Genomic DNA, 24,841 nt, shown 5'->3' with positions numbered 1-24,841 from the left:
AAGGAAGAGCTTCAAATATGTGCGGTCAGAGACCGGCCTTCCTTCAACTGTTTCCCTTGTGAAATAAACTGATCAAACCTAATAATTCTCGACGTATCTTTTTTGGGGGATAACGTGACAGAAAAGCCTGAGAACAAGCTCGTTGCATCTCGCCGGGAGATTTTCACTTCCGGAGCCGCTTTGATGGGGGCCAGCCTGTTGCCAAAGGCAGCAGAAGCCGGAGAGGCCGGGGGCATGCCGTCCCGCTCGCCATCGCCCATCAAGGCGCCCGACGCCCCGCCCGGCGGCTACAACATCCTGTTCATTCTGGTGGACCAGGAGCACTTTTTCGACGCATGGCCGTTTCCGGTGCCGGGGCGCGAATGGATCAAGGCCAACGGCATCACCTTCAACAACCACCAGGCCGCGTCCTGCGTCTGCTCGCCAGCCCGCTCGACGCTCTATACCGGCCAGCACATTCCCCACACCGGCATCTTCGACAACGCCAATGCGTTGTGGCAGCCGGACATGTCGACGGATGTGAAGACCGTGGGGCACCGTCTCGCCCAGCTCGGCTATCACGCCGCCTATCAGGGCAAGTGGCACCTCTCCGCCAATCTCGATCAGGTGAGCGAAGCCATCGACGCGCCGTTCGCGCAATATCGCGACATCATCGAGAGCTATGGCTTCGACGATTTCTTCGGCGTCGGCGACATCAATGACACGACGCTGGGCGGCTACAATTACGACGACACCACGACGGCGTTCGCGACGCGCTGGCTGCGCACCAAGGGGCAGGAACTGAGGGCCGCCGGAAAACCCTGGTATCTCGCGGTCAACTTCGTCAATCCGCATGACGTCATGTACATCAATTCGGATCTCCCTGGACAGACGGTGCAGGGCAAGCAGTCCTCCATGCCGATCGCCCGCCCTCCGGCAAACGATCTCTACGCGGCGACCTGGGACGTTCCCCTGCCCTCCACGCGCACCCAGGCATTCAATGCGCCGGGCCGCCCGAAGGCTCAGCACATCTATCAGGAGGTCATGGATTTCCTCGTCGGCCAGTGGCCAGACGAAGACCGGCGCTGGCGCGTGCTGCAGAACTATTATTTCAACTGCATCCGCGACTGCGACCTGCAGGTCTACCGCATGCTGGAAGCCATCAAGGCCAACGGCATGTCTGACGACACCATCATCGTCTTCACCGCCGACCATGGCGAACTGGGCGGACATCATCAGATGCGCGGCAAGGGCAACTCCACCTACCGCCAGCAGAACCACTTGCCGCTGATGATCGTCCATCCCGCTTATCCTGGCGGCGTTTCCTGCAACGCCGTGACCTCGCAGGTGGACCTGACCCCCACGATTCTCGCGCTCACCGGCGCGGCGCCGGACAAGCTGAAGCAGGCGAAGGAAGGCTTGCCGGGGCATGATTTCTCAGCCCTGCTCACCACTCCCGGCGCCGCGCAGACCGACACGCTGCGGCCGGCCGCGCTGTTCTGCTACAATATGCTGAGCTATCAGGACGCCCGCTGGGCCGCGCATTTCGACGTGAAGGCCGACAATTCGATCCCGCTCGCCCAGCGCATCGCCGCCATGGAGAAGCAGCCGCCGGACTTCCAGCTGCGCTGCTCGATCCGCAGCGTGTTCGACGGTCGCTATCGGTTCTCACGCTATTTCGCGCCTGAAGGCTTCAACACTCCCGATACATGGGAGGACTTGACGGCGATGAACGATCTTGAGGTCTACGACCTGCAGAACGATCCGGACGAGGTGAACAATCTCGCCATGAAGGGGAAGGCGTCGGGCGACCTGATCCTCTCTCTGAATGCCAAGATGAACGGGCTCATCGCCGCCGAGGTGGGTGTGGACGATGGCAGCTTCCTGCCGTTCAAGGATGGCAAGTGGGTGTTTCCGCCCGCGAGCGAACGATAGCTGACATATGCTGTAGCTTCTCAAGGCCAAGCGACGGCCGACCAACCCACGGTCGCCGCCGCTTGGACCCTGGCAGATGATGGCCGACGCCATTGAAGCCCAGATGCACAAGTTAAAGCTTGAAGACGACATCGTGCAGATCGCTCTTCAGCGGCGCGGCCGGCTCCGCCTGTTCGAGAGCATCGATCCCAAGCGGACCGCACATCTGGTGATCGACATGCAAACCGGCTTCATGACTCCCGGAGCGCCGGCCGAGATCGCGCCGGCCGTCGAGATCATCCCCAACATCAACAGGATAAGCGCGCCCCTCCGTCACGCTGTCGCGAACTGACGCGGCCCGGTTCGGTCAAACACCGTGTAGGTTCCCTTGAACCAGGGCTCATGGGAAAGGCGTGCGCGCCACGGCGTCTCATGCGCCTTCTCGCGGGCGGGCGAGTTCAAGGCATCCGCGTCTGCAAGATAGTGCAATGCGAGGTGCGTGTAGGTCTCGGGCACGCCGTCCGTGACGCGCAGGCGCCGGACCATGAGCCACCTCGGCTCCTCCATCAGCAGAGGCACATGGTCCTGCTCGTACCAGCTGTCGAAGTCCGCGGCCGCCTCCGCCGGCACGTTGAACGCGACAGCGTAGAGCACCGGGGCATTCACCGCGGCGTCGACGTCGCCCTTGGCGCGCACCGAGGTTTCATTCGCGAGATACCGGGTGAACCCGGTGACGTTCTTCAGCATCCACGCGCTTTGCTCGGAGGGCTGGGTCTTCACCTTGGTGTAGGCCGCCGTAGTCATCGCGCCGAGATCGTCCATCTCGTAGACAGCCAGATAGCCGGAGCCCTCATGGCGACGATAGCGCTGCCCGCTGACGAAGCCGGGGCACACCATCCGCTCGGGAATGTGCACGGTATCGTACCAGGAGTTGAACTCAGCTTCGAAGTCAGGACCGGGGGTCATTTCCGAAAACAGTATCGACTTTCCCTTGCCTGCCATCGCTGCCTCCCAGTTCGATGGATGGCACGACGTCGCACGGATCCCGAATTGTCAAGGCAAGGGAGCCGGTCCCACAGTGTCCGATCGAAAGGAGCCCGGCATTCGCCCAGGTCGAGCCCTGGCTGCTCGCATCGGTGCCGGAGACCGTCACCGTCCCGGACCCGTCGATGTTCCGGCCGACATATGTGCCGACGAAGCCGACAGCGTCGAAGGAGCTGACCAGCCGGCCGCCTCCTCGATGTCCAGCACCCCAACACCGTTCACGCCGAACGACAGGATGGGACCGGCATCCCATTCGGGCAGCGGCGGGGCCGGCACCGCGCGATACGTCGCCGCTGCCGCTCGCTGGTTGCGCCAATGCAACCGGCGCGCCGAGGCCAATCAGCACCACCGAGGTCAGCGCGGTGGTCGCATGAAGCCAGAACCGCCACCGCGCCCCCTACGACGCACCGCCGCCGATCCACGCCGCTTCGCTTCGCAGGCTCGACCACGCGTCAGCGCCATCCGTCCCGTCATGCCACGTCCCCAGGCGATGTGGTGCTGCGGAGCTAAACAGTCTCGGAAGCGAAGCGGAAGGTGTTGCGTCCCGCCAGCTTCGCTTCATAGAGCGCGCGGTCGGCGCTGGCGATCAGCGCATCGGCATCGCTCCCGCGATCCGGTGCGATGGCGATGCCGATGCTGAGCCCCAGCGGGATCGTCGTGCCAGCGAACGCGACCGGCTCGGCCATCGCCGCAATCAGCCGCCACGCCAGCCTGCCCGCCTCCGAAATGTCGGCCTCCAGCGTGTGGATCAAGGCGAATTCGTCGCCGCCGAGACGCGCAACGATGTCTTCTGGACCAAGCACCGCCTGAAAGCGCGCAGCGACCTCTCGCAGCACCACGTCGCCGGCCCGGTGCCCGAAGCCGTCATTGATCTGCTTGAAATGGTCGATGTCCATGTAAAGCACCGCGAAGCGCCGTCCGCCCTGCCGCAGCCGCTCCGTCGCCTGCACCAGGTGTTCGCCAAGCAGCGCGCGGTTGGCGAGACCGGTGAGTGCGTCATGAGTGGCGAGATGCTCAAGCCGCGCCTCCTCGTTCTTGCGCCGGTCGATGCCGCGGACCGAGGCGACATAGCCATTGGGCGCGCCGGTCGCGCGGTCATAGGTGAGGCGGAGCGACGCCTCCATCCAGACCCAGGCGCCGTTGCGATGGCGCTGACGCACTTCGATATCACCGATGTCGAGGTGGCCGGCACGGATGCGCTGCATGAGCGCAGCGAAGCCGGCGATATCGTCGGGATGGACAATCTCCATCGCCCGGCGTCCGACCAGTTCCTCCGGCTCGTAGCCGAGCAGCGAGCGCACCGAGGGCGATATGTACAGGCGGATGCCGTCGAGATTGCCGCGCACGATAGTGTCGGTCGAGGTCTCGGCAAGCAGGCGAAACTCCGCCTCGCGCTGCTCCGCCTCCCGCGCCCGCCGTTCCAGTGCGAGGCATTGGCCGGCGAGAGTGCCAAGCGCGGCGAGCCGGGCAACCGCCTCCACGCTCGGCGCGCGCGCCTGCGTATCGAACACCGCCAGCCGGCCGGAACCGGCGGCATCGGTGGGCGCGCTGGCGAGGAAGCGCACCGCCGGCGCGCCGCTCACAAGGGGAAGGTCAGCGTGGGCAGGATGTCGTGCGGCATCCTCGATCACCATGGGCCCGCCGGTGGCATCGGGGCGCCCAGCGAGCGATGTAGCGAACTCCCAGGCGGCCGGATCGACCGCGGCATCAAGGTCGATCCAATGGGTGCGGCCATCCGAAAGGCACAACGAGGCCACGGGCGCGTCGAAAGCTGTGCGCGCAAGGCGGCACAGCCCCGCAAGGGCGAGCATGAACTCTACCTCCTCGGCCGCCGGCTCCGCCCGTTCGCCGAAGCTCGCCGCCCGGCCGCCTGCCGCATCCTTCATGGCCCTCGATCCAGCCCGTTCGACAGGATTTATCGCATCCGCGCGTAGGGAGGAAGCCGATACCGCGCAGGGATGAACCCGTCCTTCGAGGGACGATGTCGAAAGAGGGTGCATCCGTTCCGCGAGGACCGTCAGGCTGATGGAAGCCCGCCCTGCCTGTGACGCCGCCGCGCGATTCAGCCGGACACCTGACCCAAGCCGAGCCGGCGCCATGCGCTCTCCCCCGCCTGGCCCGAGTGCACTGCCGCGGTCAGGATCTTCAGCTGTCCATGGGGGGACGCTTCCCCCCTGTCATGCAAATCATTCGCAGTTGCACACAGGTGATAACTCTGCGTAAGATGCTCCTGCAAATCATTCGCAAAAGGAGACGGGGATGCTCGATGGATCGAGGCGCGTGGTTCTGGCGGGCCTGGTGGCGGCCGGTTTCATCGGCATGGCGGGATTTGCCGGTGCTTCGGCACAGGAGGGGGCGACGCCGAAATTCAAGGCGGTGACGACCTTTACCGTCATTGCCGACATGGCACGCAACGTGGCGGGCGATGCCGCCGTGGTGGAGTCGATCACCAAGCCCGGTGCCGAGATCCATAACTATGCGCCGACACCCGGCGACATTCAGCGCGCGCAGGGCGCCCAGCTCATCCTGTGGAACGGGCTGAACCTCGAACTGTGGTTCGAGAAATTCTTCCATAACCTGAAGGGCGTACCCGGCGTCGTCGTTTCCACCGGCGTCGAGCCGATGGGCATCCTCGAGGGCCCCTATAGCGGCAAGCCGAACCCGCATGCGTGGATGTCGCCGCAGAACGCGCTGATCTATGTCGACAACATCCGCGACGCCTTCGTGAAGTACGATCCGGCCAATGCCGCGACCTACGAGGCCAATGCGGCGGCCTACAAGACGAAGATCGAGGCGGCGGTGGCGCCGATCCGGGCGAAGCTCGACACCATCCCGGCGGACAAGCGCTGGCTGGTGTCGAGCGAGGGCGCCTTCTCCTATCTCGCCCGCGATTTCGGGCTGAAGGAGCTCTATCTCTGGCCGATCAACGCCGACCAGCAGGGCACGCCGCAGCAGGTGCGCAAGGTGATCGATTCCGTGCGCAGGAACCACATCCCCGCCGTGTTCAGCGAGAGCACGGTCTCCGACAAGCCGGCGCGGCAGGTGGCCCGCGAGACCGGCGCGCATTATGGCGGCGTGCTCTATGTCGACTCGCTGAGCGAAGCCGACGGCCCGGTGCCGACCTATATCGACCTGCTCGCCGTGACCACCGGCACGCTGGAAAAGGGACTGGCCGAAGGGTTGTCGCAATGAACGCGCGACCTGTGGCACCAGCAGGCGCGATCAGCACCGGCGTGGGCATCGACGTCAGCAACGTCACCGTCACCTATCGCAACGGCCACACTGCGCTACGGGCTGCCAGCTTCTCGATCCCGACCGGCACCATCACGGCGCTGGTCGGGGTGAACGGCTCGGGCAAATCGACGCTGTTCAAGGCCATCATGGGCTTCGTGCGCGTGGCGGCGGGCGATATCTCGCTGCTGGGCCTCGGCGTCGACGAGGCACTGCGGCGCAATCTTGTCTCCTATGTGCCGCAGGCGGAGGAGGTCGACTGGAACTTCCCGGTATTGGTCGAAGACGTGGTGATGATGGGGCGCTACGGCCATATGGGCCTGATGCGCATCCCCCGCGCCGCCGATCGGCAGGCGGTGACCGACGCGCTCGCCCGCGTCGGCATGGACGAGTTCCGCAAGCGGCAGATCGGCGAGCTCTCCGGCGGACAGAAGAAGCGCGTCTTCCTCGCCCGCGCACTGGCGCAGGATGCGCGGGTGATCCTGCTCGACGAACCCTTCACCGGCGTCGACGTGAAGACGGAGGGTGCGATCATCGCGCTGCTCAAGGCGCTGCGCGAGGAAGGCCGGGTCATGCTGGTCTCCACCCATAATCTCGGCAGCGTGCCGGAATTCTGCGACCGGACCGTGCTGATCAAGGGCACCGTGCTCGCCCATGGCCTCACAGTCGAGACCTTCACCGAGGCCAATCTGGAAAAGACTTTCGGCGGCGTGTTGCGCCATTTCGTGCTCGGCGCCGCCGGATTGCACGCCGATGACGACCGGCGCCAGCTCGCCGTGCTGACCGACGACGAGCGCCCGCTGGTGTTCTATGGCGAGAAGGGCGAGCGCCAGCCGCGCACCACGGAGGACGCTTCGTGATCGAGTTGCTCGCCGAGCCCTTCGGCTACGAATATATGCGCAGCGCCATGTGGGTCTCGGCGCTGGTCGGGGCGGTCTGCGCCTTCCTGTCCTGCTACCTGATGCTCAAGGGCTGGTCGCTGATCGGCGATGCGCTCTCGCATGCCATCGTGCCGGGCGTCGCCGGCGCCTACATGCTCGGCCTGCCCTTCGCCATCGGCGCCTTCTTCTCCGGCGGGCTCGCCGCGGCGGCCATGCTGTTCCTCAGCCAGCGCACGAAGCTGAAGGAGGACGCCATCATCGGGCTGATCTTCTCCTCCTTCTTCGGGCTCGGCCTGTTCATGGTGTCGCTGTCGCCGACCTCGGTGAACATCCAGACCATCGTGCTCGGCAACATCCTTGCCATCACGCCGGAGGACACGCTGCAACTCGCGCTGATCGGCTTCGTCTCGCTGGCGATCCTGCTGGTGAAGTGGAGGGACCTGATGGCCGTATTCTTTGACGAGGCGCATGCGCGTTCGATCGGCCTCAAACCCACGGCGCTCAAGGTGCTGTTCTTCACCCTGCTGTCGGCCTGCACGGTCGCCGCGCTGCAGACGGTGGGCGCCTTCCTGGTCATCTGCCTGGTGGTGACGCCCGGCGCCACCGCCTATCTGCTCGCCGACCGCTTCCCGCGCCTGTTGACCATCGCCGTCGCCATCGGCGCGGTGACGAGCTTCATCGGCGCCTATGCGAGCTATTTCCTCGACGGCGCCACCGGCGGCATCATCGTCGTGCTGCAGACGCTGATCTTCCTCATCGCCTTCGTCTTCGCGCCCAAGCACGGCCTGCTGGCGGCGCGACGGCGGACGGCGCAGGCACTCAAGGCAGGGCTGTGACCATGATCGACACGCTGCTCGCGCCGTTCCAATTCGAGTTCATGGTCAATGCGCTGGTCATCTCCGGGCTGGTGGCCGTCCCGATGGCGCTGCTCTCCTGCTTCCTGGTGCTCAAGGGCTGGTCGCTGATGGGTGACGCCATCTCCCACGCGGTATTTCCCGGCGTGGTGCTGGCCTACATTGTCGGCCTGCCCTATGCGATCGGCGCCTTCGCCGCCGGCATGTTCTGCGCGGTGGCGACGGGCTTCCTGAAGGACAACAGCCGCATCAAGCAGGACACGGTGATGGGCATCGTGTTCTCCGGCATGTTCGGCGTCGGGCTGGTGCTCTACGTCAAGATCCAGTCCGAAGTACATCTCGACCATATCCTGTTCGGCGACATGCTCGGCGTCACCTGGCGGGACATTGGCGAAACCGCGCTGATCGCCGCCGTGGTCGCCGGCATCATCGGGGTGAAGTGGAAAGACTTCCTGCTGCACGCCTTCGACCCGACACAGGCGCAGGCGGTCGGCCTGCGCGTCGGGTTGCTGCATTACGGACTGCTCTGCCTGATCTCGCTCACCATCGTCGGCGCGCTGAAGGCGGTCGGACTGATCCTTGCCATCGCCATGCTGATAGCGCCGGGCGCCATCGCCTTCCTGCTCGCCCGCAGCTTCGGCGCGATGCTGGCGCTGTCGGTGGCGATCGCCGTCAGCGCCTCGCTGCTCGGCGTCTACCTGTCCTTCTTTCTCGATAGCGCACCGGCCCCGACCATCGTGCTGCTGATGAGCATCGTCTTCGTTGCTGCCTTCATTCGTTCTTCTCTGGCGATCAGACGGATCGAAACCAGCGACCCTGCTTGAAAGGCGGCAAGACCGGGCGGCACCGAGGCAGTCTCGCAAGCAGCGCCGCCCATTTTCCTTCCACCATCCGGCCCTTCGCGATGCACCAGCTAACGGGCCGGCGGTCTTTTTCTGTCCCGATCGGCGACGCGGACGCACAGAAGGCGCCTGCACGACAAACCGGTGGCGATATCGCAGGGCCATCGCGGACGATCACCCGCGCCCGCTGCACACCCGCGCTGCCGGCCGGTGGCGCGCACCTCGCCGGTCGAATCCGCATCGGCAATGTGGATCGGGAAGAACGCGGCGCTCCATAGCACCATGCTGGGCGGCGTTAGCCTGAATCGTCGTTCTGCTCCCCCGCCCTCCCCCTCCCCTTCGGGATGACGCATCCGGCCTCGTCGCTTCTCCGCAGCTATCCCGGTGAGACCGCATGAACCTGCTCTGGATCATCCTCGTCCTTCTCGTCGGGGTCGTCGCCACCCATTGGATCGCCGCCGCGGCAGGCGGCCGGATCGCGCCGCCGCTGATCCAGATCGCTGCTGGCGCCGTCATCGGCCTCACCACCAATTTCGGCGTAACGCTGCAACCGGAGCTCTTCTTCCTGCTGTTCCTGCCGCCGCTTCTGTTCCTCGACGGCTGGCGCGTGCCCAAGCGCGACCTTCAGGACAATGCTGCGATCGTGCTGTCGCTGGCTTTCGGCCTCGTCTTCTTCACCGTGCTCGGGGTCGGGCTCATGCTGCATGCGATCCTGCCCGCCATGCCGCTCCCGGTCTGCTTCGCTCTGGCGGCGGTACTGTCGCCCACGGACGTCGTGGCGGCCACCGCCATGGTGACGCACGTGCCGATCCCGCGTCGGCTCCTGCGCATTCTCGAAGGTGAGGCCCTGTTCAACGACGCTTCCGGCCTCGTTTGCCTGCGCCTCGCCGTGGCGGTGATGATGACCGGCACCTTTCCCTTCTGGCCTTCCCTGGGTGGGCTGGCCTGGGCAGCGGTCGGCGGCGTGGCGCTCGGCCTTGCTTTCAGCTGGGCGATCGCTTCGGTCAAGCTCTGGGTGGTGGCGCGCCTGGGAGAGAACACCTCTTCCCAAATCCTCATCAGCCTCCTCAATCCCTACGGCGCCTATGTCCTGGCCGATGCCATCGGCTGTTCGCCGGTACTGGCGGCGGTGGCCGCCGGCATGATGATGAGCTGGATCGAGGTGAGCGGCCAAGCGCTCGCCGTAACGCGTATCCGTCGCAACGCGGTGTGGGAGACGCTGCAATTCGCACTCAACGGCGCCATCTTCCTGCTGCTCGGCGAGCAGTTGCCCGGCATCATGGCACGGGTCGACGCCGGCGCCGCCGAGAGCGGCCATGCGGGTCTCGGCTGGCTGGCCATCTATGTGCTGGCGGTTATCGCCGCATTGGCGGTGCTGCGTTTCATCTGGGTCTGGATCTCGGTTTTCATCTGGCTACGGCTCAACAAGGAGTTCGCCCACGGCCAACGGCTGCCCAACGGCCGACTGGTCCTCGCCATGTCGGTGGCGGGCGTTCGGGGCACCGTCACGCTCGCAGGCGCTCTCAGCCTGCCGCTGTTCTTGCCTGACGGATCGGCTTTTCCCTCACGCGATCTTGCCATTCTCATCGCGGCCGGGGTGATCCTGGGCTCGCTCATCCTGGCCAATGTCGGTTTGCCGCGGCTGTTGAAGGGTGTCCCCTTGCCGCAGGAGCCTAGACAGGACCAGCAGGAGCGCATGGCTCGCATCGAGGCGGCCAAAGCGGCCATTGCCGCACTGGGGCGAGCCGGAGAGCCGCAGGGACCGGAGGAAGGCCGCCGCCTCGCGGCGGTCGCCCTGGTCGCCGACTACTACCAGCATCGTCTGGCACAGCTTCAGCCGGAAGTTCGCGGCGCGCAGGAAGAAGATGCGCTGCATGCGGAGGAGAGGCTGCACGTGCTGGCCCTGAGAGCCGAAAGCGCCGCCATCGTCGGCCTGGTGCGCAGCCATCGCATATCGAGCGATATCGCGCGCAAACTGCTTCGCGAGACGGATCTCGCGGAAGCCGCCTTCGAGACCGCGTCCGAGGACTGAAAAGCGCTTCGTCCCGCTGAAGGCGGCGCCACCTTCCGGGACACAGGCCGGTGAGCCGCCCGTACAGCAGGGTGAAATGTGGCTGACTGCTAAAGCCGGCGAGCAGAGCAATCTCGGCGAGAGACCGCTTACTGTCGCGCAGCATGGTCTGAGCATACAGGCACGGCCTGGGTCTGTCCCGCCGCGGTGCAGGCCGACGAGATCCGCACAACTCCCTCGCCGCTCATGGCCGGCCATATCTACATCCCTCAATCGAGTCTCGATGCCGTCGCCGCCGACGCGGCCGAGTCGCCAGCCAGAGCGGCGTGGATGGCCGCCAAGCGGAGCAGAGCTCGGTGAATGGTCCCACCTCTCCCCCTCGCTCGCGTGGCCCTGCCCATAGAATACTGCCGGCCGGCTTCGGTTGATTGCGGCCCGAAACAAGGCATCTACGTCGTTCACCGCAGCCTTGCCTGCCGCCTAGGTTCCTCCGGCAGCCGCCCGCCATCCCGTGGGCCACAGCAGGAGAACAGCATGACCCGGCTTAAGGACCTTGCCATCGCGGCTCATGGCGGCCTCGACCGTTGGCGACAGTTCGAACAGGTCTCCGCCGATCTCGTCCAGGGAGGCGTCCTGTGGGCTGTGAAGGGGCAGGCCCACACTCTGGAGCGCACCACCGTCACCGTCGGGCTGAAGGAGGAATGGGCGTCGCACGCACCATTCGGAGCGGAGGATCGGCGCTCGCGTTTCGCACCCGGGCGCGTCGCGCTCGAGGCGAGCGACGGAACGGTTGTCGACGAGCTTCTCCAACCTCGGGCGAACTTCATCGGGCACACGCTCCAAACGCCCTGGACCGAACTCCAGCTCGCCTATTTCGCTGGCTGCGCCATGTGGACCTACCTCAACATGCCGTTCGTGCTCGCCTGGCCGGGCGTGGAGACGGAGGAACTGGAACCCTGGCAGACCGAAGATGGCGACTGGCGCCGTCTCGCCGTGCGGTTCCCCGCGAGCATAGCCACGCACAGCGCCGTGCAGACGCTTTATCTCGATGGCGACGGACTGCTCAAACGCCATGACTATGACGTCGAGATCGCCGGCAACACCCCGGGGGCGCACCTCATCTCGGACTATGAGGAAGTGTCCGGCATCAAGTTCCCGACGAAAAGGCGCATCTTTGCCCGGCAGCCCGATGGCAGCTTCGGCCGGGACCCGCTGGTCGTCTCGATCGACCTGTCCAACATCCGCCTCGGCTAGTGCGGGTACGCTAGAGCGAAGCGAGCGGGCCGGCTTCGCTGCGGATGGCCCGTGGCACCTCGCCGAGCACCCGGAGGAACGACAGCCGCATGCGCTCCCGATTTGCGAAGCCCACCTCGCGGGCGATCACCTCGAGGGGCAACCGGCTTTGCTCCAGCATCAGCTTCGCGGCTTCCACCCGCAGCGCTTCGACCGCCTTGGCCGGCGTGGTGCCGGTCTCCGCCCGGAACAGGCGGCTGAACTGGCGCGGGCTCAGACAGGCGGCATCCGCCAAATCTTCAATGGTCAGCTCTTCGGCAAGATTTTGCCGCGCATAATTCAGCGCCCCCTGGATCCGGTCCTCCTGGGGACTGAGATCCAGCAGGGTGGAGTGCTGGGATTGACCGCCCGAGCGGCGATGATACATCACCATGCCCTTGGCGACCGAGCGCGCGACCTCGGCACCATGGTCGCGCTCGATCATGCCAACGACGAGATCGGTGCCGGCCGTCATGCCGGCCGAGGTCCAGATCGGACCATCGGCGATGAAGATCTTGTCCATGTCGACGCGGCAGCTTGGAAAGCGATCCCGAAGGGCGTGTGCGTAGCGCCAATGGGTAGTGGCGCGCCGGCCGTTCAGCAGGCCGGCATCGCCGAGCACGAACGAGCCAAGGCAGATGGCGGCGACGCGCCGGGCCTCGCGAGCGGCGGCACGCACCAACCGGATCAACCCCGGCGACGAGGTTGGTATCTCCAGGCCCGCGGCGACGATCAACGTGTCATAGGGCTCTGTGTCGAAAGCATCCGTCATGACCTGCATGCCGGATGAGGAGGCGATCAGCCCGCCATCCTCCGACAGGACGCGCACGTCATAAAGCTTCCGGCCCGCCTGCTTGTTGGCAACGTCGAAGGCCGTCGTCGCGCCAAAGCAGATGGGTTGGAACTCCGGGCACAGGACCAGGCCGACTTTCATGCTTCCTCTCCGGAGCTGTTCACCGCGAATGTGGTGACCATCACGCCATCTGCAATCACGTGGCCGGAATGAGGGCATCTGTGTCCTGTCGACCCGAGCTTGCCACTGCTACCGCTTCGCCATGGTCGCAAATACGGGAGCTCCCATGTCCGGCCAAGCCGGCTTCCGCATCGCCCTCACCATGTGATCCTCCGCGCCACTGCCGATCGATGTCGTCTCCGGCCATGCCGCGCACGAAGGACCCGTCATGTCACTCGAAACCGCAAGCACCGAATTCCTGAACGTCGACAATGTTCGCTTCGCCTTCAGGTGCCTCGGGCCCACGAGCGGAAAACCGCTCCTCCTGCTTCAGCACTTCACCGGCACGATGGATTCCTGGGATCCGGCCATGGTGAACGCACTCGCGCAGACGCGGCCGGTCATTGTCTTCGACAATCTCGGTGTGGGTGCCTCGACCGGCCGGACTCCCGACACGGTGGAGCAGATGGCAGCCGATGCCGAGGCGTTCATCCGCGGCCTAGGTCTGGCGCGGGTCGATCTTCTCGGCTTCTCGCTCGGCGGCATGCTCGCCCAGGTTCTCGCCGCGCAGCAGCCTGATCTGATCGCCCGGATCATCATCGCTGGCGCGGCGCCTCGCGGCGGTGAGGAGCATCTGCTCGCCGTGGTCGAGGATGCGTTCGCTCAAGATGCGCCGGACGTGCGGCTGCCATTGTTCTTCACACCTTCCGGGGCGAGCCAGCTCGCCGGTCGGGCTTTCGTCGCCCGCGCAGCCGCTCGCACCCGGGACCGCGACCCGGACGGTGGTGGCGACGTCAGCGAGCCGCAGGCGAAGGCCATCATCGGCTGGTGCGCGCAGAAGCGGGATGGCGACGCGACGCTGCGCTCCATCGGGCAGCCCGCCCTCATCGTGCATGGCAGCGACGACACGATGTTTCCCAGCATCAACGCCTACAACATGTTCAAGGCGATGCGGAACGCCGAGCTCATCCTCTACCCGGACTCCGGCCACGGCGCGCTGTTCCAATACCCGGAGAGGTTCGTCGCCCATTGCCACACCTTCCTGGACAACTGAGGAGAGCGGCACATGCACAATCTTCAGCAGCAGGTGATCGAGGCGCATGGCGGCCTCGAGCGCTTCTAAAGGTTCTCCGTTCTGACGGCGCAGCTTCACCAGTTCGGCATTCTCTGGGACCTGAAGGGCAAGCCGGACGTCCTCGCCCATGCCAATGTCCGGGTGAACCTCCGCAAGGAGGAAGTCTCGCACTGGCCCTTCCACCCGACGGCGAACCGTTCGCGTTTCACGCCGGACGAGGTGCGCGGCGAGACGCCGGACGGCACCATCATCGAGAGGCTGGCGCAGCCGCGCACCAGCTTTTCCGGCTTTGCGATGGAGACCCATTGGAGCGATCCGCAGCTCGCCTATTTCGCGGGCTATACGATGTGGACCTACCTGACCTCGCCCTTCATCCTCGCCCAGCCCGGCGTGGTGGCGGAGGAGATCGCGCCCTGGTCGGAAGAAGGGCGAGGTGTGGCGGAGGCTGCGAGTGAGCTTACCCGCGTCCATCGCGACCCACAGCCGGGAGCAGACCCTCTATATTGGCCGGGACGGCCTGATCCGGCGCCACGACTACGAGGTGGAGATTCAGGGCAACAACGCGACGACCCGCTATCTCCTCGGTCCCGTCAATGTCGAAGGCATCCTGCTGCCGTCCGGCTTCAGGGTTTATCCACGGTAGCCGGACAACACGCCGGCGGCAGAACCGCTGATCGTCGGCGTCGACATTGCGGATTACCGCCTCGCGTGACGCCGGCCGGAGCAACGCGCATAGATGGACCAATAGCCCCCTCGACCTTCAGAAGGGAGTGAACCATGGCTTCCCCCGAGATCACATCGCGGCCGATCATTGTCGAGCATGTCCGTATCACCTGCGCACGCCCTTTCGCAGAGGTGCGGGCAGCTCTGGCGGCGGCCCTGCCGGAACTGGACGCAGACGTCATCGCCTTGCTGAGCCGCGGGGACCGCGCCGCGATCGATCAGTATGAAGCGCACGGCCCCAAGCTTTTCATCTTCCTCGAACGCGACCACGGTGCGCTGCTCGCGTTCGCCGGAGGCAGGAAGAGTGCTGTCCAATACGAGATCGGCAATCCGATCACAGCCTCGAAAATGACCCGCCATCACCTCGGCGCAGCGCTCTACGCGCCGTTGCGCGTTGCATTGTTCGAGACCGTCAGCGGTGAAGTCGTCTTCGAATATGATCGCCCTTCGTCGCTGTTTGGCCAGTTCGGAGACGACGAGGTCCGGCAATTCGGCCTCTATCTCGATCGAGAACTCGAGGCTGTGCTTCTCGCGACGGCTGGAGGTTCTTAAAGTGGATGCCTGTCGGAGACAGGCGAGGTGACGAGGCCCGCCGCGGCACCAGTTTCCGGGGCTGGCGTGCTCTGCTTCCATCAGAGGTAGAGTCTGACAGTGTGTTGGCAGCCGATCTTCGGGCCGACATTCCGGGGAAAATGCGGAAGGCCGTGACATGGTGGAACTTGCCAAGCCGTTCGCCCCATGCGGTGTATGGAGGACTCCATCCTTGCCGTCGCGGCCGGCCGCGCGGTGGTGGCGAGAAACAGCATGTTCCTGTCCGTCTTCGAACTCTTTAAAATCGGCATCGGCCCGTCCAGCTCTCATACGATGGGGCCGATGACCGCGGCTTCGCGCTTTCTGCAAGACGTGAAGGATGGAGCGTGGCGACGGACGGCGGACGGCACCGTCACCCATATTGGCGTGCGCCTGCATGGGTCGCTGGCCCATACCGGCGTCGGGCACGGATCCGACCGCGCCGTGATCCTCGGCCTCGCCGGCTACACGCCGGTGACGGTGGACCCCGACGCGGTCGAGGCCGTCGTCGCGGAGGTGGCGGCGACACGCAGGGTGCGGCCGCCCGGTCACCCGGCCTATGGTTTCGACCCGGCGGTCGATCTCGTGCTCGACAAGACCACGCCGCTGCCGGGCCATGCCAACGGCATGAGCTTCCGGGCGTATGACCAGACCGGAGGCCTGCTGCTCGAGCGCATCTATTATTCGATCGGCGGCGGCTTCGTCGTGTCTGATGAGGAGTTGCACCTCGCGCGGTCAAACCGGGCGCCGCTCGCCGAGCGGCGGGATGTGCTCTTTCCCTTCCGCACAGCGGCGGACATGCTGGCCATGGCGGCCGCGAGCGGCCTGTCGATCGCCCAGATGAAGCGCGTGAACGAGGAGGCATGGATGTCCCGGGCCGATCTCGACGCCGGGCTCGACGCCATCTGGCAGGCCATGAGCCACTGCATCGACCGTGGCCTCACGCAGGGCGGTGTCATGCCGGGCGGCCTGAAGGTGAAGCGCCGGGCCCGTGCCCTGCACGACCGGCTGGTGGAGGATGCCCGGCAGAACCGCGTCAACCCGCTGCTCGCCAATGACTGGCTGTCGATCTACGCCATGGCCGTGAACGAGGAGAACGCCGCCGGCGGCCGCGTCGTCACCGCCCCGACCAACGGCGCTGCCGGCGTGATGCCGGCCGTCCTGCGATACTGGCAACATTTCCATGCCGAGGCGGATCAGAACAGCATCCGGGAGTTTCTGCTGACGGCGGCCGCGATAGGCGGAATCATCAAAGCCAACGCCTCGATCTCGGGGGCGGAGGTCGGATGCCAGGGAGAAGTGGGGTCCGCCGCCGCGATGGCGGCCGCCGGCCTGGCGGCCGTTTTGGGAGGCTCGCCCGAGCAGGTTGAGAACGCGGCCGAGATCGCGCTTGAGCATCATCTTGGAATGACCTGCGACCCGATCGGCGGCCTCGTGCAGGTGCCCTGTATCGAACGCAACGCGCTGGGGGCGGTAAAGGCCGTCACGGCCGCCTCGCTGGCGCTCAAGGGCGACGGCACGCATTTCGTGCCTCTTGATGTTGCCGTCGAAACGATGCGGCAGACCGGCATGGACATGAGCGAGAAATACAAGGAGACCAGCCTCGGCGGCCTCGCCGTCAATTTCGTCGAGTGCTGACTGGGCTGCGATACCCGCTCCGGCCCGGCCATCCCGGCTCATTGCCGTCATTGCATGGCGCGGTGCGCGAGAGAACGGAAGAAGTGCTGGCAGGAAAGTTCGGCTTCGCTGGCGCCGCCCGGCCGGAGCTTTGCGCGGGAGCTTCTCACTGGCAGGAGCGCTGGCGTCAGATGTGACCGGGCTGTCCCGCTCCAATGAGGAGCCCGACCACCTCACGCATCCCTCCAAGCTCCACATCCAATGCATGCCCCGCTTAGCACCGGCACCTCCGCTCGGCATGCATCTACGCAACGGGTGTCGATATCGGAAATACCCCGTGCACGAACCGTGGCATCGAGGCGGCAGATCCATAGGAGGCCGCCATGAACATGGCCACGAACCCCAGGGCGTTGAAGGTCGAGCCCGTCGCCGATGTGCTCGTCAAAGCGGCCTCGGCGCCGTCTACAGCGCCTCGATGGCGCTCGCTCAAGATCGGGCTGATGGTGGCGGCCACCTGCGCGGCGCTCGGCGGCTTCGGCTATGCCGGCTACGAATACTGGACCCTCTGGCGCTTCGAGGCGTCCACGGATGACGCCTATGTGCAGGCCGACATCGTCACCATCGCGCCGCAGGTCGCGGGGCATCTGGTCACCGTCAACGTCATCGACAACCAGCCGGTCAAGCAGGGGGACCTGCTCGCCGTCGTCGATCCGCGCGAATACCAGGCGGCGGTCGATCAGGCCGAGGCGGATGTCGCCGAGGCCAAGGCGGCGATCGACGATCACCAGGCACAGCTTGACGAGCAGCAAGCCCTGATCGACGAAGCCAAGGCCCAGATCGTCGCCGACGAAGCGAACGAAACCTTCGCCCGCCAGAACAACCAGCGTTTCATGAAGCTGGCGCAGGACGGCTACGGGCCAGTCGAGACCGCCGAGCAGACAACGGCGCAGATCAGCCAGGCGCAGGCGCAGGTCGCGCGGGACACCGCCGCACTCGACGCCGCGCAGAAGCAGGTCGCCACGCTGACGGCCGAGCTCGCCGAAGCAAAGGCGACGCTCGGCCACAACCAGGCGGCACTCGACACGGCGAAGCTGAATCTCGGCTATACTGAGCTGCGCGCCCCGGTCGACGGCGTCATCGGCGCGCGCATGCTGCGCGTCGGGCAATATGTCGAGCCCGGCACCGCACTGCTTGCGGTGGTGCCCCTGCAGGCGGCCTATGTCGTTGCCAACTACAAGGAGACCCAGCTTACCGACGTGAAGCCCAACCAGCCGGTGGCCATCTCGGTCGATACCTTCCCCGGCCTCAACGTGCGCGGCTTCGTCTCCAGCCTCGCGCCGGCCAGCGGCCAGGAATTCGCCCTGCTGCCGCCGGACAACGCCACCGGCAATTTCACCAAGATCGTCCAGCGCATCCCGGTGCGCATCGACATCGACCGCACCGATCCGCTCGCCGACCAGTTGCGGCCCGGCATGTCGGTGGAAACCACGATCCGCACCGACGATACCGTTCCTGTGGATGTGCGGCGCGCCGCCTACATCCCGCCGAACGAATAGGGGCGTGCCATGGCCGATACCCCCGTCTCGACCCCGGCACAGGAGCCGGGCGCAAGCCCCGTCACCTGGATCGCGGTCATCGGCTGCATGCTCGGTGCGCTGATCGCCGTGCTCGACATCCAGATCACCAACGCTTCGCTGCCCTATATCGAGGGCGGAATCGGCACCGGCTCCGACAATGGCACCTGGATATCGACCTCCTACCTGATCGGCGAGATCATCATGATCCCGCTGACCGATTATCTCAGCCGCGTCTTCGGCTTCCGCCGCTTCCTGCTCAGCTGCGTGACTATGTTCCTCATCTTTTCGATGGGCTGCGCATTTGCGACGAACCTGACGCAGATGATCGTGACGCGAGGGTTGCAGGGCTTCTTCGCCGGCTGCCTGATCCCGCTCGCCTTCACCATGGTGCTGACCAAGCTGCCGCGCCGACAGCAGCCGATCGGCATCGCCATCTTCGCCATGACGGCAACCTTCGGACCCGCGATTGGCCCGACCATCGGCGGCTGGCTCACCGACCAGTTCGGTTGGCCCTACATCTTCTTCATCAACCTGATCCCGGGTGCGGTGATGCTGGGGATGCTGATCCCCACGCTGGAGAAGGCCCCGCTGCAACTGCACCTGCTGAAGGAAGGCGACTGGTGGGGCATCGGCTTCATGGCGCTTGGCCTCGCCTGCCTGCAGACCGTGCTCGACGAAGGCAACAAGGACGACTGGTTCGGCTCACCGCTGATCGTGAAGCTATCCATGATCTCGGCGATCTGCCTGATCGTGTTCGTCATCATCGAACTTAAGGTCGAGAAACCGGCAGTGAACCTGCGGCTGTTCAACCGGCGCAACTTCGCCCTCGGCACCTTCGCCAATGTCATCGTCGGTTTTGCATTGTTCGGCTCGGTCTATGTGCTGCCGACCTATCTCGACGAGGTGCAGGGCTATGATGCGCAGCAGATCGGCGCAGTGCTCGCCTGGGTGGGGTTGCCGCAATTGCTCATCATACCCTTCGTGCCGCTGCTGATGAAGCATATCGACGCGCGCCTGCTGGTGGGCGTCGGCCTGTCCATCTTCTCGCTGAGCTGCTTCCTCAACACGCATCTCAGCTACAATGTCGGCGGCGACCAGCTGATGATGACCAATATCGTGCGCGCGGTCGGCCAGGCGATCGTGCTTTCCCCGCTCGCCAGCATCACCATGATCGGCATGCCGCCGGCCCTGTCGGGGCAGGCGTCCGGCCTGTTCAACATGATGCGCAGCCTGGGCGGTGCCATCGGCACCGCGGCTCTGGCGACGCTGATCACCAAGCGTGAGCAGTTCCACTCCAACATCATCGGCCAGTCGGTCACGCCCTATGGCGAAAGCGTGCGCGAATTCCTCGACCGCATGCAGCACTATTTCCTGCAGCACGGCGTACCCGACCCCAACCGCGCCTATCATCAGGGAGAGATCCTGCTGGGCCAGTTGGTGGCGCGGCAGTCGCTGATCATGGGCTTCTCGGACACCTTCGCGGCGCTCGGTGTGCTTCTTCTGTTGGCTATGGTGGCTGTCGCGTTCACGCGCCGCCTCGCCTGAGCGCCCGCATTCGACGTATCCAGACACGCTTTTCGGCAAGGAACGGCGAAGGGACGATCACACAGCCCCCTGCCTGACTCCTCCGCCCAAATCCCCCGCGTCTTCACCCGAACGCGTCGACATACGGAGACGGATCGACCATGGTGCTGGATCCGGGCTCAGCCGACACTCGTTGATCCACGTATTGCCCATCGGCACACGTCACGACACCATCGCCCGCCGATGAGAGGATCGACGTGAACATGCACCCGCGACGGCCGACGGCCACGGATTCCAAGGTGTCCGGGATCGACATCCCGCTGCATCCCTAGGGTGTTCCCTGTTCCGGCGAGCGGCGCCGCCGCGCGAAACGAGAGGAAATCAGATGACCGTCCGACAGACCGAACTGGAAGCCATCGACCGCTATTGGCGCGCGGCTAACTACGTGTCGGTCGGACAAATCTACCTGCTCGACAATCCCATGCTACGCGAGCCCCTCGCGGCCGAGCACGTCAAGCCGCGTCTGCTCGGCCATTGGGGCACCACGCCGGGCCTCAACTTCATTTACGCGCATCTCAACCGGATCATCCGCGAACGCGATTGCGACGTGCTCTATGTCTGCGGTCCTGGCCACGGTGGTCCAGCCATGGTGGCCAACACCTGGCTGGAAGGAACCTATAGCGAGATCTATCCGGGCATCACCCCGAATGAGGCGGGTATGCGCAAGCTGTTCCGCCAGTTTTCGTTTCCCGGCGGCGTGCCGAGCCATGTGGCGCCCGAGACACCCGGCTCGATCCACGAAGGTGGGGAGCTCGGCTATGCGCTGGTTCATGCCTTTGGCGCCGCCTTCGACAATCCCGATCTCGTCGTCGCCTGCGTGATCGGCGACGGCGAGGCGGAGACCGGGCCACTGGCGGCCGCCTGGCATTCGAACAAGTTCCTCAATCCTGCGCTCGACGGCGCGGTGCTGCCGATCCTGCACCTCAATGGCTACAAGATCGCCAATCCGACCCTGCTCGCCCGGATGTCGGATGACGAGCTGCGTGCGCTGTTCACCGGCTATGGCTACGAGCCGATCTTCGTCGAGGGGCACGAGCCGATGCCCATGCATGCGGCGATGGCGGGGACACTCGACAACGCCTTTGACCGGATCCGCGAGATCCAGCGTGCGGCGCGTTCCGCCACCGGCGACATCGAACGTCCGCGCTGGCCGATGATCGTGCTGCGCAGTCCCAAAGGCTGGACCGGCCCGCGCGAGGTCGACGGCAAGAAGGTGGAGGGATTCTGGCGCTCGCATCAGGTGCCGGTCTCCAACGCCCGCGGAGATGCCGCACACCGCCGCATCCTCGAAGACTGGATGCGCAGCTACCGCGCGGAGGAACTGTTCGACGCAAACGGCACCCTGCGGCCGGAGTTGCAAGCGCTGGCGCCGCGCGGCGAGAAGCGGATGGGCGCGCTGCCGCATGCGAATGGCGGCCTGCTGCGAAAGGAGCTTGTCCTGCCCGACTGGAAGGATCTGGCGTTGGACATCGGCCGGCCAGGCACATCAACGGGCGAGGCGACGCGGGCGATGGGGCGCTATCTTCGGGAGGTCATCCGCCTCAACGAAGACGCACGAAATTTCCGCCTCGTGGGGCCGGACGAAACGGCCTCGAACCGACTGGACGCGGTGTTCGAGGTTACGAACCGCGTGTGGATGGAAGCCATAGAACCCTACGATACGGGCCTTGCCCGGCAGGGCCGCGTCATGGAGGTTCTTTCAGAGCATCTCTGTCAGGGCTGGCTCGAAGGCTACCTGCTGACCGGGCGTCACGGGCTATTCTCCTGCTATGAGGCGTTCATCCACATCGTGGACTCGATGGTCAATCAGCATGCAAAATGGCTAAAGACCTCGGCGGAGCTGCCTTGGCGAAAGCCCGTTGCTTCGCTGAACTATCTGTTGACCTCGCATGTCTGGCGCCAGGACCACAACGGCTTCAGCCACCAGGACCCCGGCTTCGCCGATTTCGTTGCCAACAAGAAGGCCGACATCGTCCGTCTCTATTTCCCGCCGGATGCCAACAGCCTGTTGTGGGTCACCGACCATTGCCTGCGTACCTGGAACCGCATCAACGTGATCACGGCCGGCAAGCAGCCGCAGCCGCAGTGGCTCTCCGCCGAGGCGGCCGAGGCCCATTGCCGTGCCGGTGCCGGCATATGGGAGTGGGCATCCAGCGATGAGGGCGCGGATCCAGACGTGGTGATGGCGTGCGTCGGCGATGTGCCGACCCTTGAAACGCTGGCTGCTGTCGATCTTTTGCGCGCGGCATTCCCCGACCTGCGCATCCGGGTGGTCAATGTGGTCGATCTGATGACGCTACAGTCGCACTCGACGCATCCGCACGGTTTTACCGACGAGGCGTTCGATCGGCTGTTCACCACCGACCGGCCGGTGATCTTCGCCTATCACGGCTACCCCTTCCTCATTCACCGTTTGACCTACCGGCGCCGCAACCATCTGAATTTCCACGTGCATGGCTTCCGCGAGGAAGGCACGACGACGACCCCGTTCGACATGACGGTGATGAACGAGCTCGATCGCTTTCATCTCGCCATCGCGGCGTTGCAGCGGATCCCCCGTCTCGCCGGTCGCACCACCGACGCCATCTCGACTCTCGAGGGCGAGCTCTCCGAGCACCACGACTACGTCCGCAATCATGGAGAGGACATGCCCGAGATTCGGAATTGGCACTGGTCAACCTGATCCCTCGTCTTCACCTGGTCGCGTCGATACGGGCAGGTATCGAACATGTTGCGCGGCGTGGGCGGGCCGCAGCAGCGGGCTCGTCGCCCAGCCATGGTGTGACCGTTCAGCACCCGAGATGGCTCCGGCACCTGATCAGTCCCCGCTTTCCCAGTGCCGGCTCGGTGCAGCGGGATCGGGCCGCCGTGCCTAAGGCCCTCTTGTTGGCTTAAGAGACCGGCGCGGAGCGTTCCCGGCACAGGCCGCCGACATGCTGCCAGACGCGGTGGATGTTGGCGAGAATGTGCTCGATCGAGCCCGAAGCCTCCGCCAACTGGTTGCGTGCGACTTGCCGCTTGACGGCCTCGGCATGCAGAACGACCGCGGTGAAGGCGTTGATGGCATTGACCATGGCCGAATGTCCGCCGTCGCCGGCTTCCGCCAGCGTCCATGTCCACGCGGCTATCGGTTCGCCGTCGCGCTCGACGGAGATATGTACCACGGCGACCCTGTCATCGAGATCGCGCTCGAGCCGCACCTGCACGCGCCGCCGTACCGGCAACACGCTGCGCAGCCGAATCATTTGCTCGATCTCGCAGTCTTCTCCGCTGTCGAAGGCTTCCACCACTGCCTGGCGGACAAGCTCGAACTCGCGCGAATCGACCTCCATCCCGTCGGCGGATGAATCCCACCGCAATGCTGGTTCGATCGCCTTGGTCATGGCCACTCTCCAGCCGCCAACTGACGGCCTGCATGAATTAGCCGATGCACCGCGTGCAAAGGTGCAAAAAACTGCAAAATCTCCGTCAGGCAGGTTGGCGGGCTGCCTGCGGACGCAGCGACAGGGCAAACAGCGCCGCGGCGGCCATCACGGTGGCGATCGCTGTAGCGATTAACGCTTCGGCGCCAAACGCATAGACAAGGCCGCCGATCGCCGGGCCGGTGGACAGGCCAAGCTTAGAGGCGAAGCCGGCCAGCACCGCGGAGCGGCCGCTGCTGTCGCCCTCGGCGCAGAGCGCAAAGGCATAGGGCAGCGCCATCGCCATGGTAAGGAACACCGAGGCGATGGCGCCGGCGAACACCATCGGGTCGTCGCCGAAGCCGACCAGCGCCTTGCTCAAGCCGGCCGCCAGAATGATGGGCACCATCGGACGCCAGCCAAAGGTGCGGCTGAGCATCAGCATGGTAAGGGCTCCCAGCACGCCGGCCCACAGGCCCAGTCCCACTGCCGCGCCCGAGAAGCTCGCCGCATGGCCGAGATCGGCGCCGATGCCGATCAGGAAGGCACCGAGACCGAGATTCGCGGCCTGGAACAGGAACAGCCCGCCGATCCGCATGAGGCTTCGGGCCGGAAGCAAGACAGGATGGCTCCCCAGGTTGCCGGCTTCCCGCGGCGGCGGTTCAAAGGCCGGCAGCCACGGGATGACCAGCACCGCCAGCACGCCGAAGGCGGCGAGGACCAGGAAGACCACGCCATGCGTCATGAAGGGCGCCAGGAAGGTGGAGGCGAACACGCCAAGGCCGCCAAAGGCGAAATGAAACACGAAAAGAATGCCGAAGCCTTGGCGGGGATCCCCGGTGCGCGCGATCAACGCGTAGCAAAGGCCAACGAGCATCCCGCCGATCACGCCATGGGTGGCGCGCACGACCACCAGCATTTCCATGCTGCGCACGAAGGTGGTGGCGACGTCCGTGGCGACGAGGGCGACGAGCAGCGCTACCGCCAGCGGACGCCAGGGCAGGCGCGACACGATGAACAGGGCGAGCAGCGCACCAAGCGTCGAGCCATAGCCGTTGCTGGCGGCGACGAAGCCTGCCTGCGCGGCGCTGAGGCCGTATTCGCTCCGCAACGCCGCGACGATGGAGGGCATGATGTCGATATAGAGTGGCCCCGCCATCGCCAGCAGCGCCAGCAGAACGGCGACGCGCAGGCCACCAGATCGCGTCTCCGCCCGCGCGGACGCTGCGGAAGGGCTCGTATTCATGAAAAATGCGGTTCCCTTACGTCGGCCGAACCCGTTGCCGTCGCAGCGAAAACTCGGCGGCTGGTTCT

General features: G+C 65.3%; 21 protein-coding genes and 1 pseudogene. 15 read left to right on the top strand and 7 right to left on the bottom strand.

The window, feature by feature from the left end; all coding sequences use genetic code 11:
• The first annotated feature begins 234 nt into the window (after positions 1-234).
• Both KHC24_RS02955 and KHC24_RS02950 read left to right on the top strand, forming a co-directional pair.
• The gene (locus tag KHC24_RS02955) at positions 235-1,914 is read left to right on the top strand and encodes a sulfatase family protein (RefSeq protein ID WP_246546085.1); all 1,680 of its coding nucleotides are present in this window, start codon (positions 235-237) and stop codon (positions 1,912-1,914) included.
• A 76-nt stretch (positions 1,915-1,990) separates the two neighbouring features.
• Positions 1,991-2,245, top strand: coding sequence for a hypothetical protein (locus KHC24_RS02950; protein WP_213359190.1), 255 nt, complete (start codon positions 1,991-1,993; stop codon positions 2,243-2,245).
• On the opposite strand, the gene KHC24_RS02945 is transcribed toward KHC24_RS02950, so the two are convergent.
• From KHC24_RS02945 to KHC24_RS02935, 3 genes are all read right to left on the bottom strand, one after another.
• The gene (locus KHC24_RS02945) at positions 2,227-2,895 is read right to left on the bottom strand and encodes a DUF4286 family protein (RefSeq protein ID WP_213359187.1); all 669 of its coding nucleotides are present in this window, start codon (positions 2,893-2,895) and stop codon (positions 2,227-2,229) included. The genes KHC24_RS02950 and KHC24_RS02945 overlap by 19 nt on opposite strands.
• On the bottom strand, positions 2,843-3,190 hold the full coding sequence (locus KHC24_RS25600; RefSeq protein WP_373878606.1) for a hypothetical protein: 348 nt from the start codon (positions 3,188-3,190) through the stop codon (positions 2,843-2,845). The genes KHC24_RS02945 and KHC24_RS25600 overlap by 53 nt, the downstream gene beginning before the upstream one ends.
• 253 nt (positions 3,191-3,443) lie before the next feature.
• On the bottom strand, positions 3,444-4,823 hold the full coding sequence (locus KHC24_RS02935) for a sensor domain-containing diguanylate cyclase (RefSeq protein ID WP_213359181.1): 1,380 nt from the start codon (positions 4,821-4,823) through the stop codon (positions 3,444-3,446).
• 373 nt (positions 4,824-5,196) lie between these two features.
• On the opposite strand from KHC24_RS02935, the gene KHC24_RS02930 reads away from it, so the two are divergent.
• The 5 genes from KHC24_RS02930 (at position 5,197) to KHC24_RS02910 (ending at position 10,777) form a co-directional block, all read left to right on the top strand.
• On the top strand, positions 5,197-6,129 hold the full coding sequence (locus KHC24_RS02930) for a metal ABC transporter substrate-binding protein (protein WP_213359179.1): 933 nt from the start codon (positions 5,197-5,199) through the stop codon (positions 6,127-6,129).
• Entirely contained in the window at positions 6,126-7,028 is a 903-nt protein-coding gene (locus KHC24_RS02925) for a manganese/iron ABC transporter ATP-binding protein (protein ID WP_213359177.1), read from the top strand. Before KHC24_RS02930 ends, KHC24_RS02925 begins: the two co-directional genes overlap by 4 nt.
• Before the next feature lie 35 nt (positions 7,029-7,063).
• Positions 7,064-7,885, top strand: a complete 822-nt coding sequence (locus KHC24_RS02920; RefSeq protein WP_246546190.1) for a metal ABC transporter permease — start codon at positions 7,064-7,066, stop codon at positions 7,883-7,885.
• Entirely contained in the window at positions 7,882-8,727 is an 846-nt protein-coding gene (locus KHC24_RS02915; RefSeq protein WP_271180640.1) for a metal ABC transporter permease, read from the top strand. The genes KHC24_RS02920 and KHC24_RS02915 overlap by 4 nt, the downstream gene beginning before the upstream one ends.
• A 412-nt stretch (positions 8,728-9,139) precedes the next feature.
• Positions 9,140-10,777 carry a Na+/H+ antiporter gene (locus KHC24_RS02910; protein ID WP_213359175.1) on the top strand — a complete coding sequence of 546 codons (1,638 nt, stop codon included), beginning with the start codon at positions 9,140-9,142 and terminating at the stop codon, positions 10,775-10,777.
• 34 nt (positions 10,778-10,811) lie between these two features.
• On the opposite strand, the pseudogene KHC24_RS25595 reads toward KHC24_RS02910, so the two are convergent.
• A pseudogene (locus KHC24_RS25595) lies at positions 10,812-10,922 on the bottom strand (helix-turn-helix transcriptional regulator); the annotation flags it as partial.
• A 368-nt stretch (positions 10,923-11,290) separates the two neighbouring features.
• Here KHC24_RS25595 and KHC24_RS02900 point away from each other — a divergent pair.
• A complete protein-coding gene (locus KHC24_RS02900) occupies positions 11,291-12,010 on the top strand; it encodes a hypothetical protein (protein WP_213359174.1) in 720 nt (239 codons plus the stop codon).
• A 10-nt stretch (positions 12,011-12,020) separates the two neighbouring features.
• Here KHC24_RS02900 and KHC24_RS02895 read toward each other — a convergent pair whose 3' ends face one another.
• Positions 12,021-12,962: a GlxA family transcriptional regulator gene (locus tag KHC24_RS02895; RefSeq protein ID WP_213361030.1), complete on the bottom strand. Its 942-nt coding sequence runs from the start codon at positions 12,960-12,962 to the stop codon at positions 12,021-12,023.
• 247 nt (positions 12,963-13,209) lie between these two features.
• Between KHC24_RS02895 and KHC24_RS02890 the strand changes: the two genes are divergently transcribed.
• The 7 genes from KHC24_RS02890 (at position 13,210) to KHC24_RS02860 (ending at position 22,809) form a co-directional block, all read left to right on the top strand.
• Positions 13,210-14,034, top strand: coding sequence for an alpha/beta fold hydrolase (locus KHC24_RS02890; protein ID WP_213359173.1), 825 nt, complete (start codon positions 13,210-13,212; stop codon positions 14,032-14,034).
• 472 nt (positions 14,035-14,506) lie between these two features.
• Positions 14,507-14,698, top strand: a complete 192-nt coding sequence (locus KHC24_RS24935) for a hypothetical protein (RefSeq protein ID WP_246546084.1) — start codon at positions 14,507-14,509, stop codon at positions 14,696-14,698.
• Positions 14,699-14,832: 134 nt separating this feature from the next.
• Complete coding sequence (locus KHC24_RS02880; RefSeq protein ID WP_213359172.1) at positions 14,833-15,330, top strand: DUF302 domain-containing protein; 498 nt, start codon at positions 14,833-14,835, stop codon at positions 15,328-15,330.
• Between the two features lie 252 nt (positions 15,331-15,582).
• On the top strand, positions 15,583-16,986 hold the full coding sequence (locus KHC24_RS02875; RefSeq protein WP_213361022.1) for an L-serine ammonia-lyase: 1,404 nt from the start codon (positions 15,583-15,585) through the stop codon (positions 16,984-16,986).
• 362 nt (positions 16,987-17,348) lie between these two features.
• Positions 17,349-18,521 carry an HlyD family secretion protein gene (locus tag KHC24_RS02870; protein ID WP_213359171.1) on the top strand — a complete coding sequence of 391 codons (1,173 nt, stop codon included), beginning with the start codon at positions 17,349-17,351 and terminating at the stop codon, positions 18,519-18,521.
• A gap of 9 nt (positions 18,522-18,530) precedes the next feature.
• The gene (locus KHC24_RS02865; RefSeq protein ID WP_213359168.1) at positions 18,531-20,087 is read left to right on the top strand and encodes a DHA2 family efflux MFS transporter permease subunit; all 1,557 of its coding nucleotides are present in this window, start codon (positions 18,531-18,533) and stop codon (positions 20,085-20,087) included.
• A 364-nt stretch (positions 20,088-20,451) separates the two neighbouring features.
• Positions 20,452-22,809, top strand: a complete 2,358-nt coding sequence (locus tag KHC24_RS02860; RefSeq protein ID WP_213359166.1) for a phosphoketolase family protein — start codon at positions 20,452-20,454, stop codon at positions 22,807-22,809.
• A 208-nt stretch (positions 22,810-23,017) separates the two neighbouring features.
• Here KHC24_RS02860 and KHC24_RS02855 read toward each other — a convergent pair whose 3' ends face one another.
• Entirely contained in the window at positions 23,018-23,509 is a 492-nt protein-coding gene (locus tag KHC24_RS02855) for a hypothetical protein (protein ID WP_213359165.1), read from the bottom strand.
• An 85-nt stretch (positions 23,510-23,594) separates the two neighbouring features.
• Positions 23,595-24,773 carry an MFS transporter gene (locus KHC24_RS02850; RefSeq protein ID WP_213359164.1) on the bottom strand — a complete coding sequence of 393 codons (1,179 nt, stop codon included), beginning with the start codon at positions 24,771-24,773 and terminating at the stop codon, positions 23,595-23,597.
• Positions 24,774-24,841: the final 68 nt, after the last annotated feature.

This window comes from Ancylobacter defluvii (assembly GCF_018390605.1).
Classification (GTDB): domain Bacteria; phylum Pseudomonadota; class Alphaproteobacteria; order Rhizobiales; family Xanthobacteraceae; genus Ancylobacter; species Ancylobacter defluvii.
This window is presented reverse-complemented; position numbering and strand designations above follow the sequence as displayed.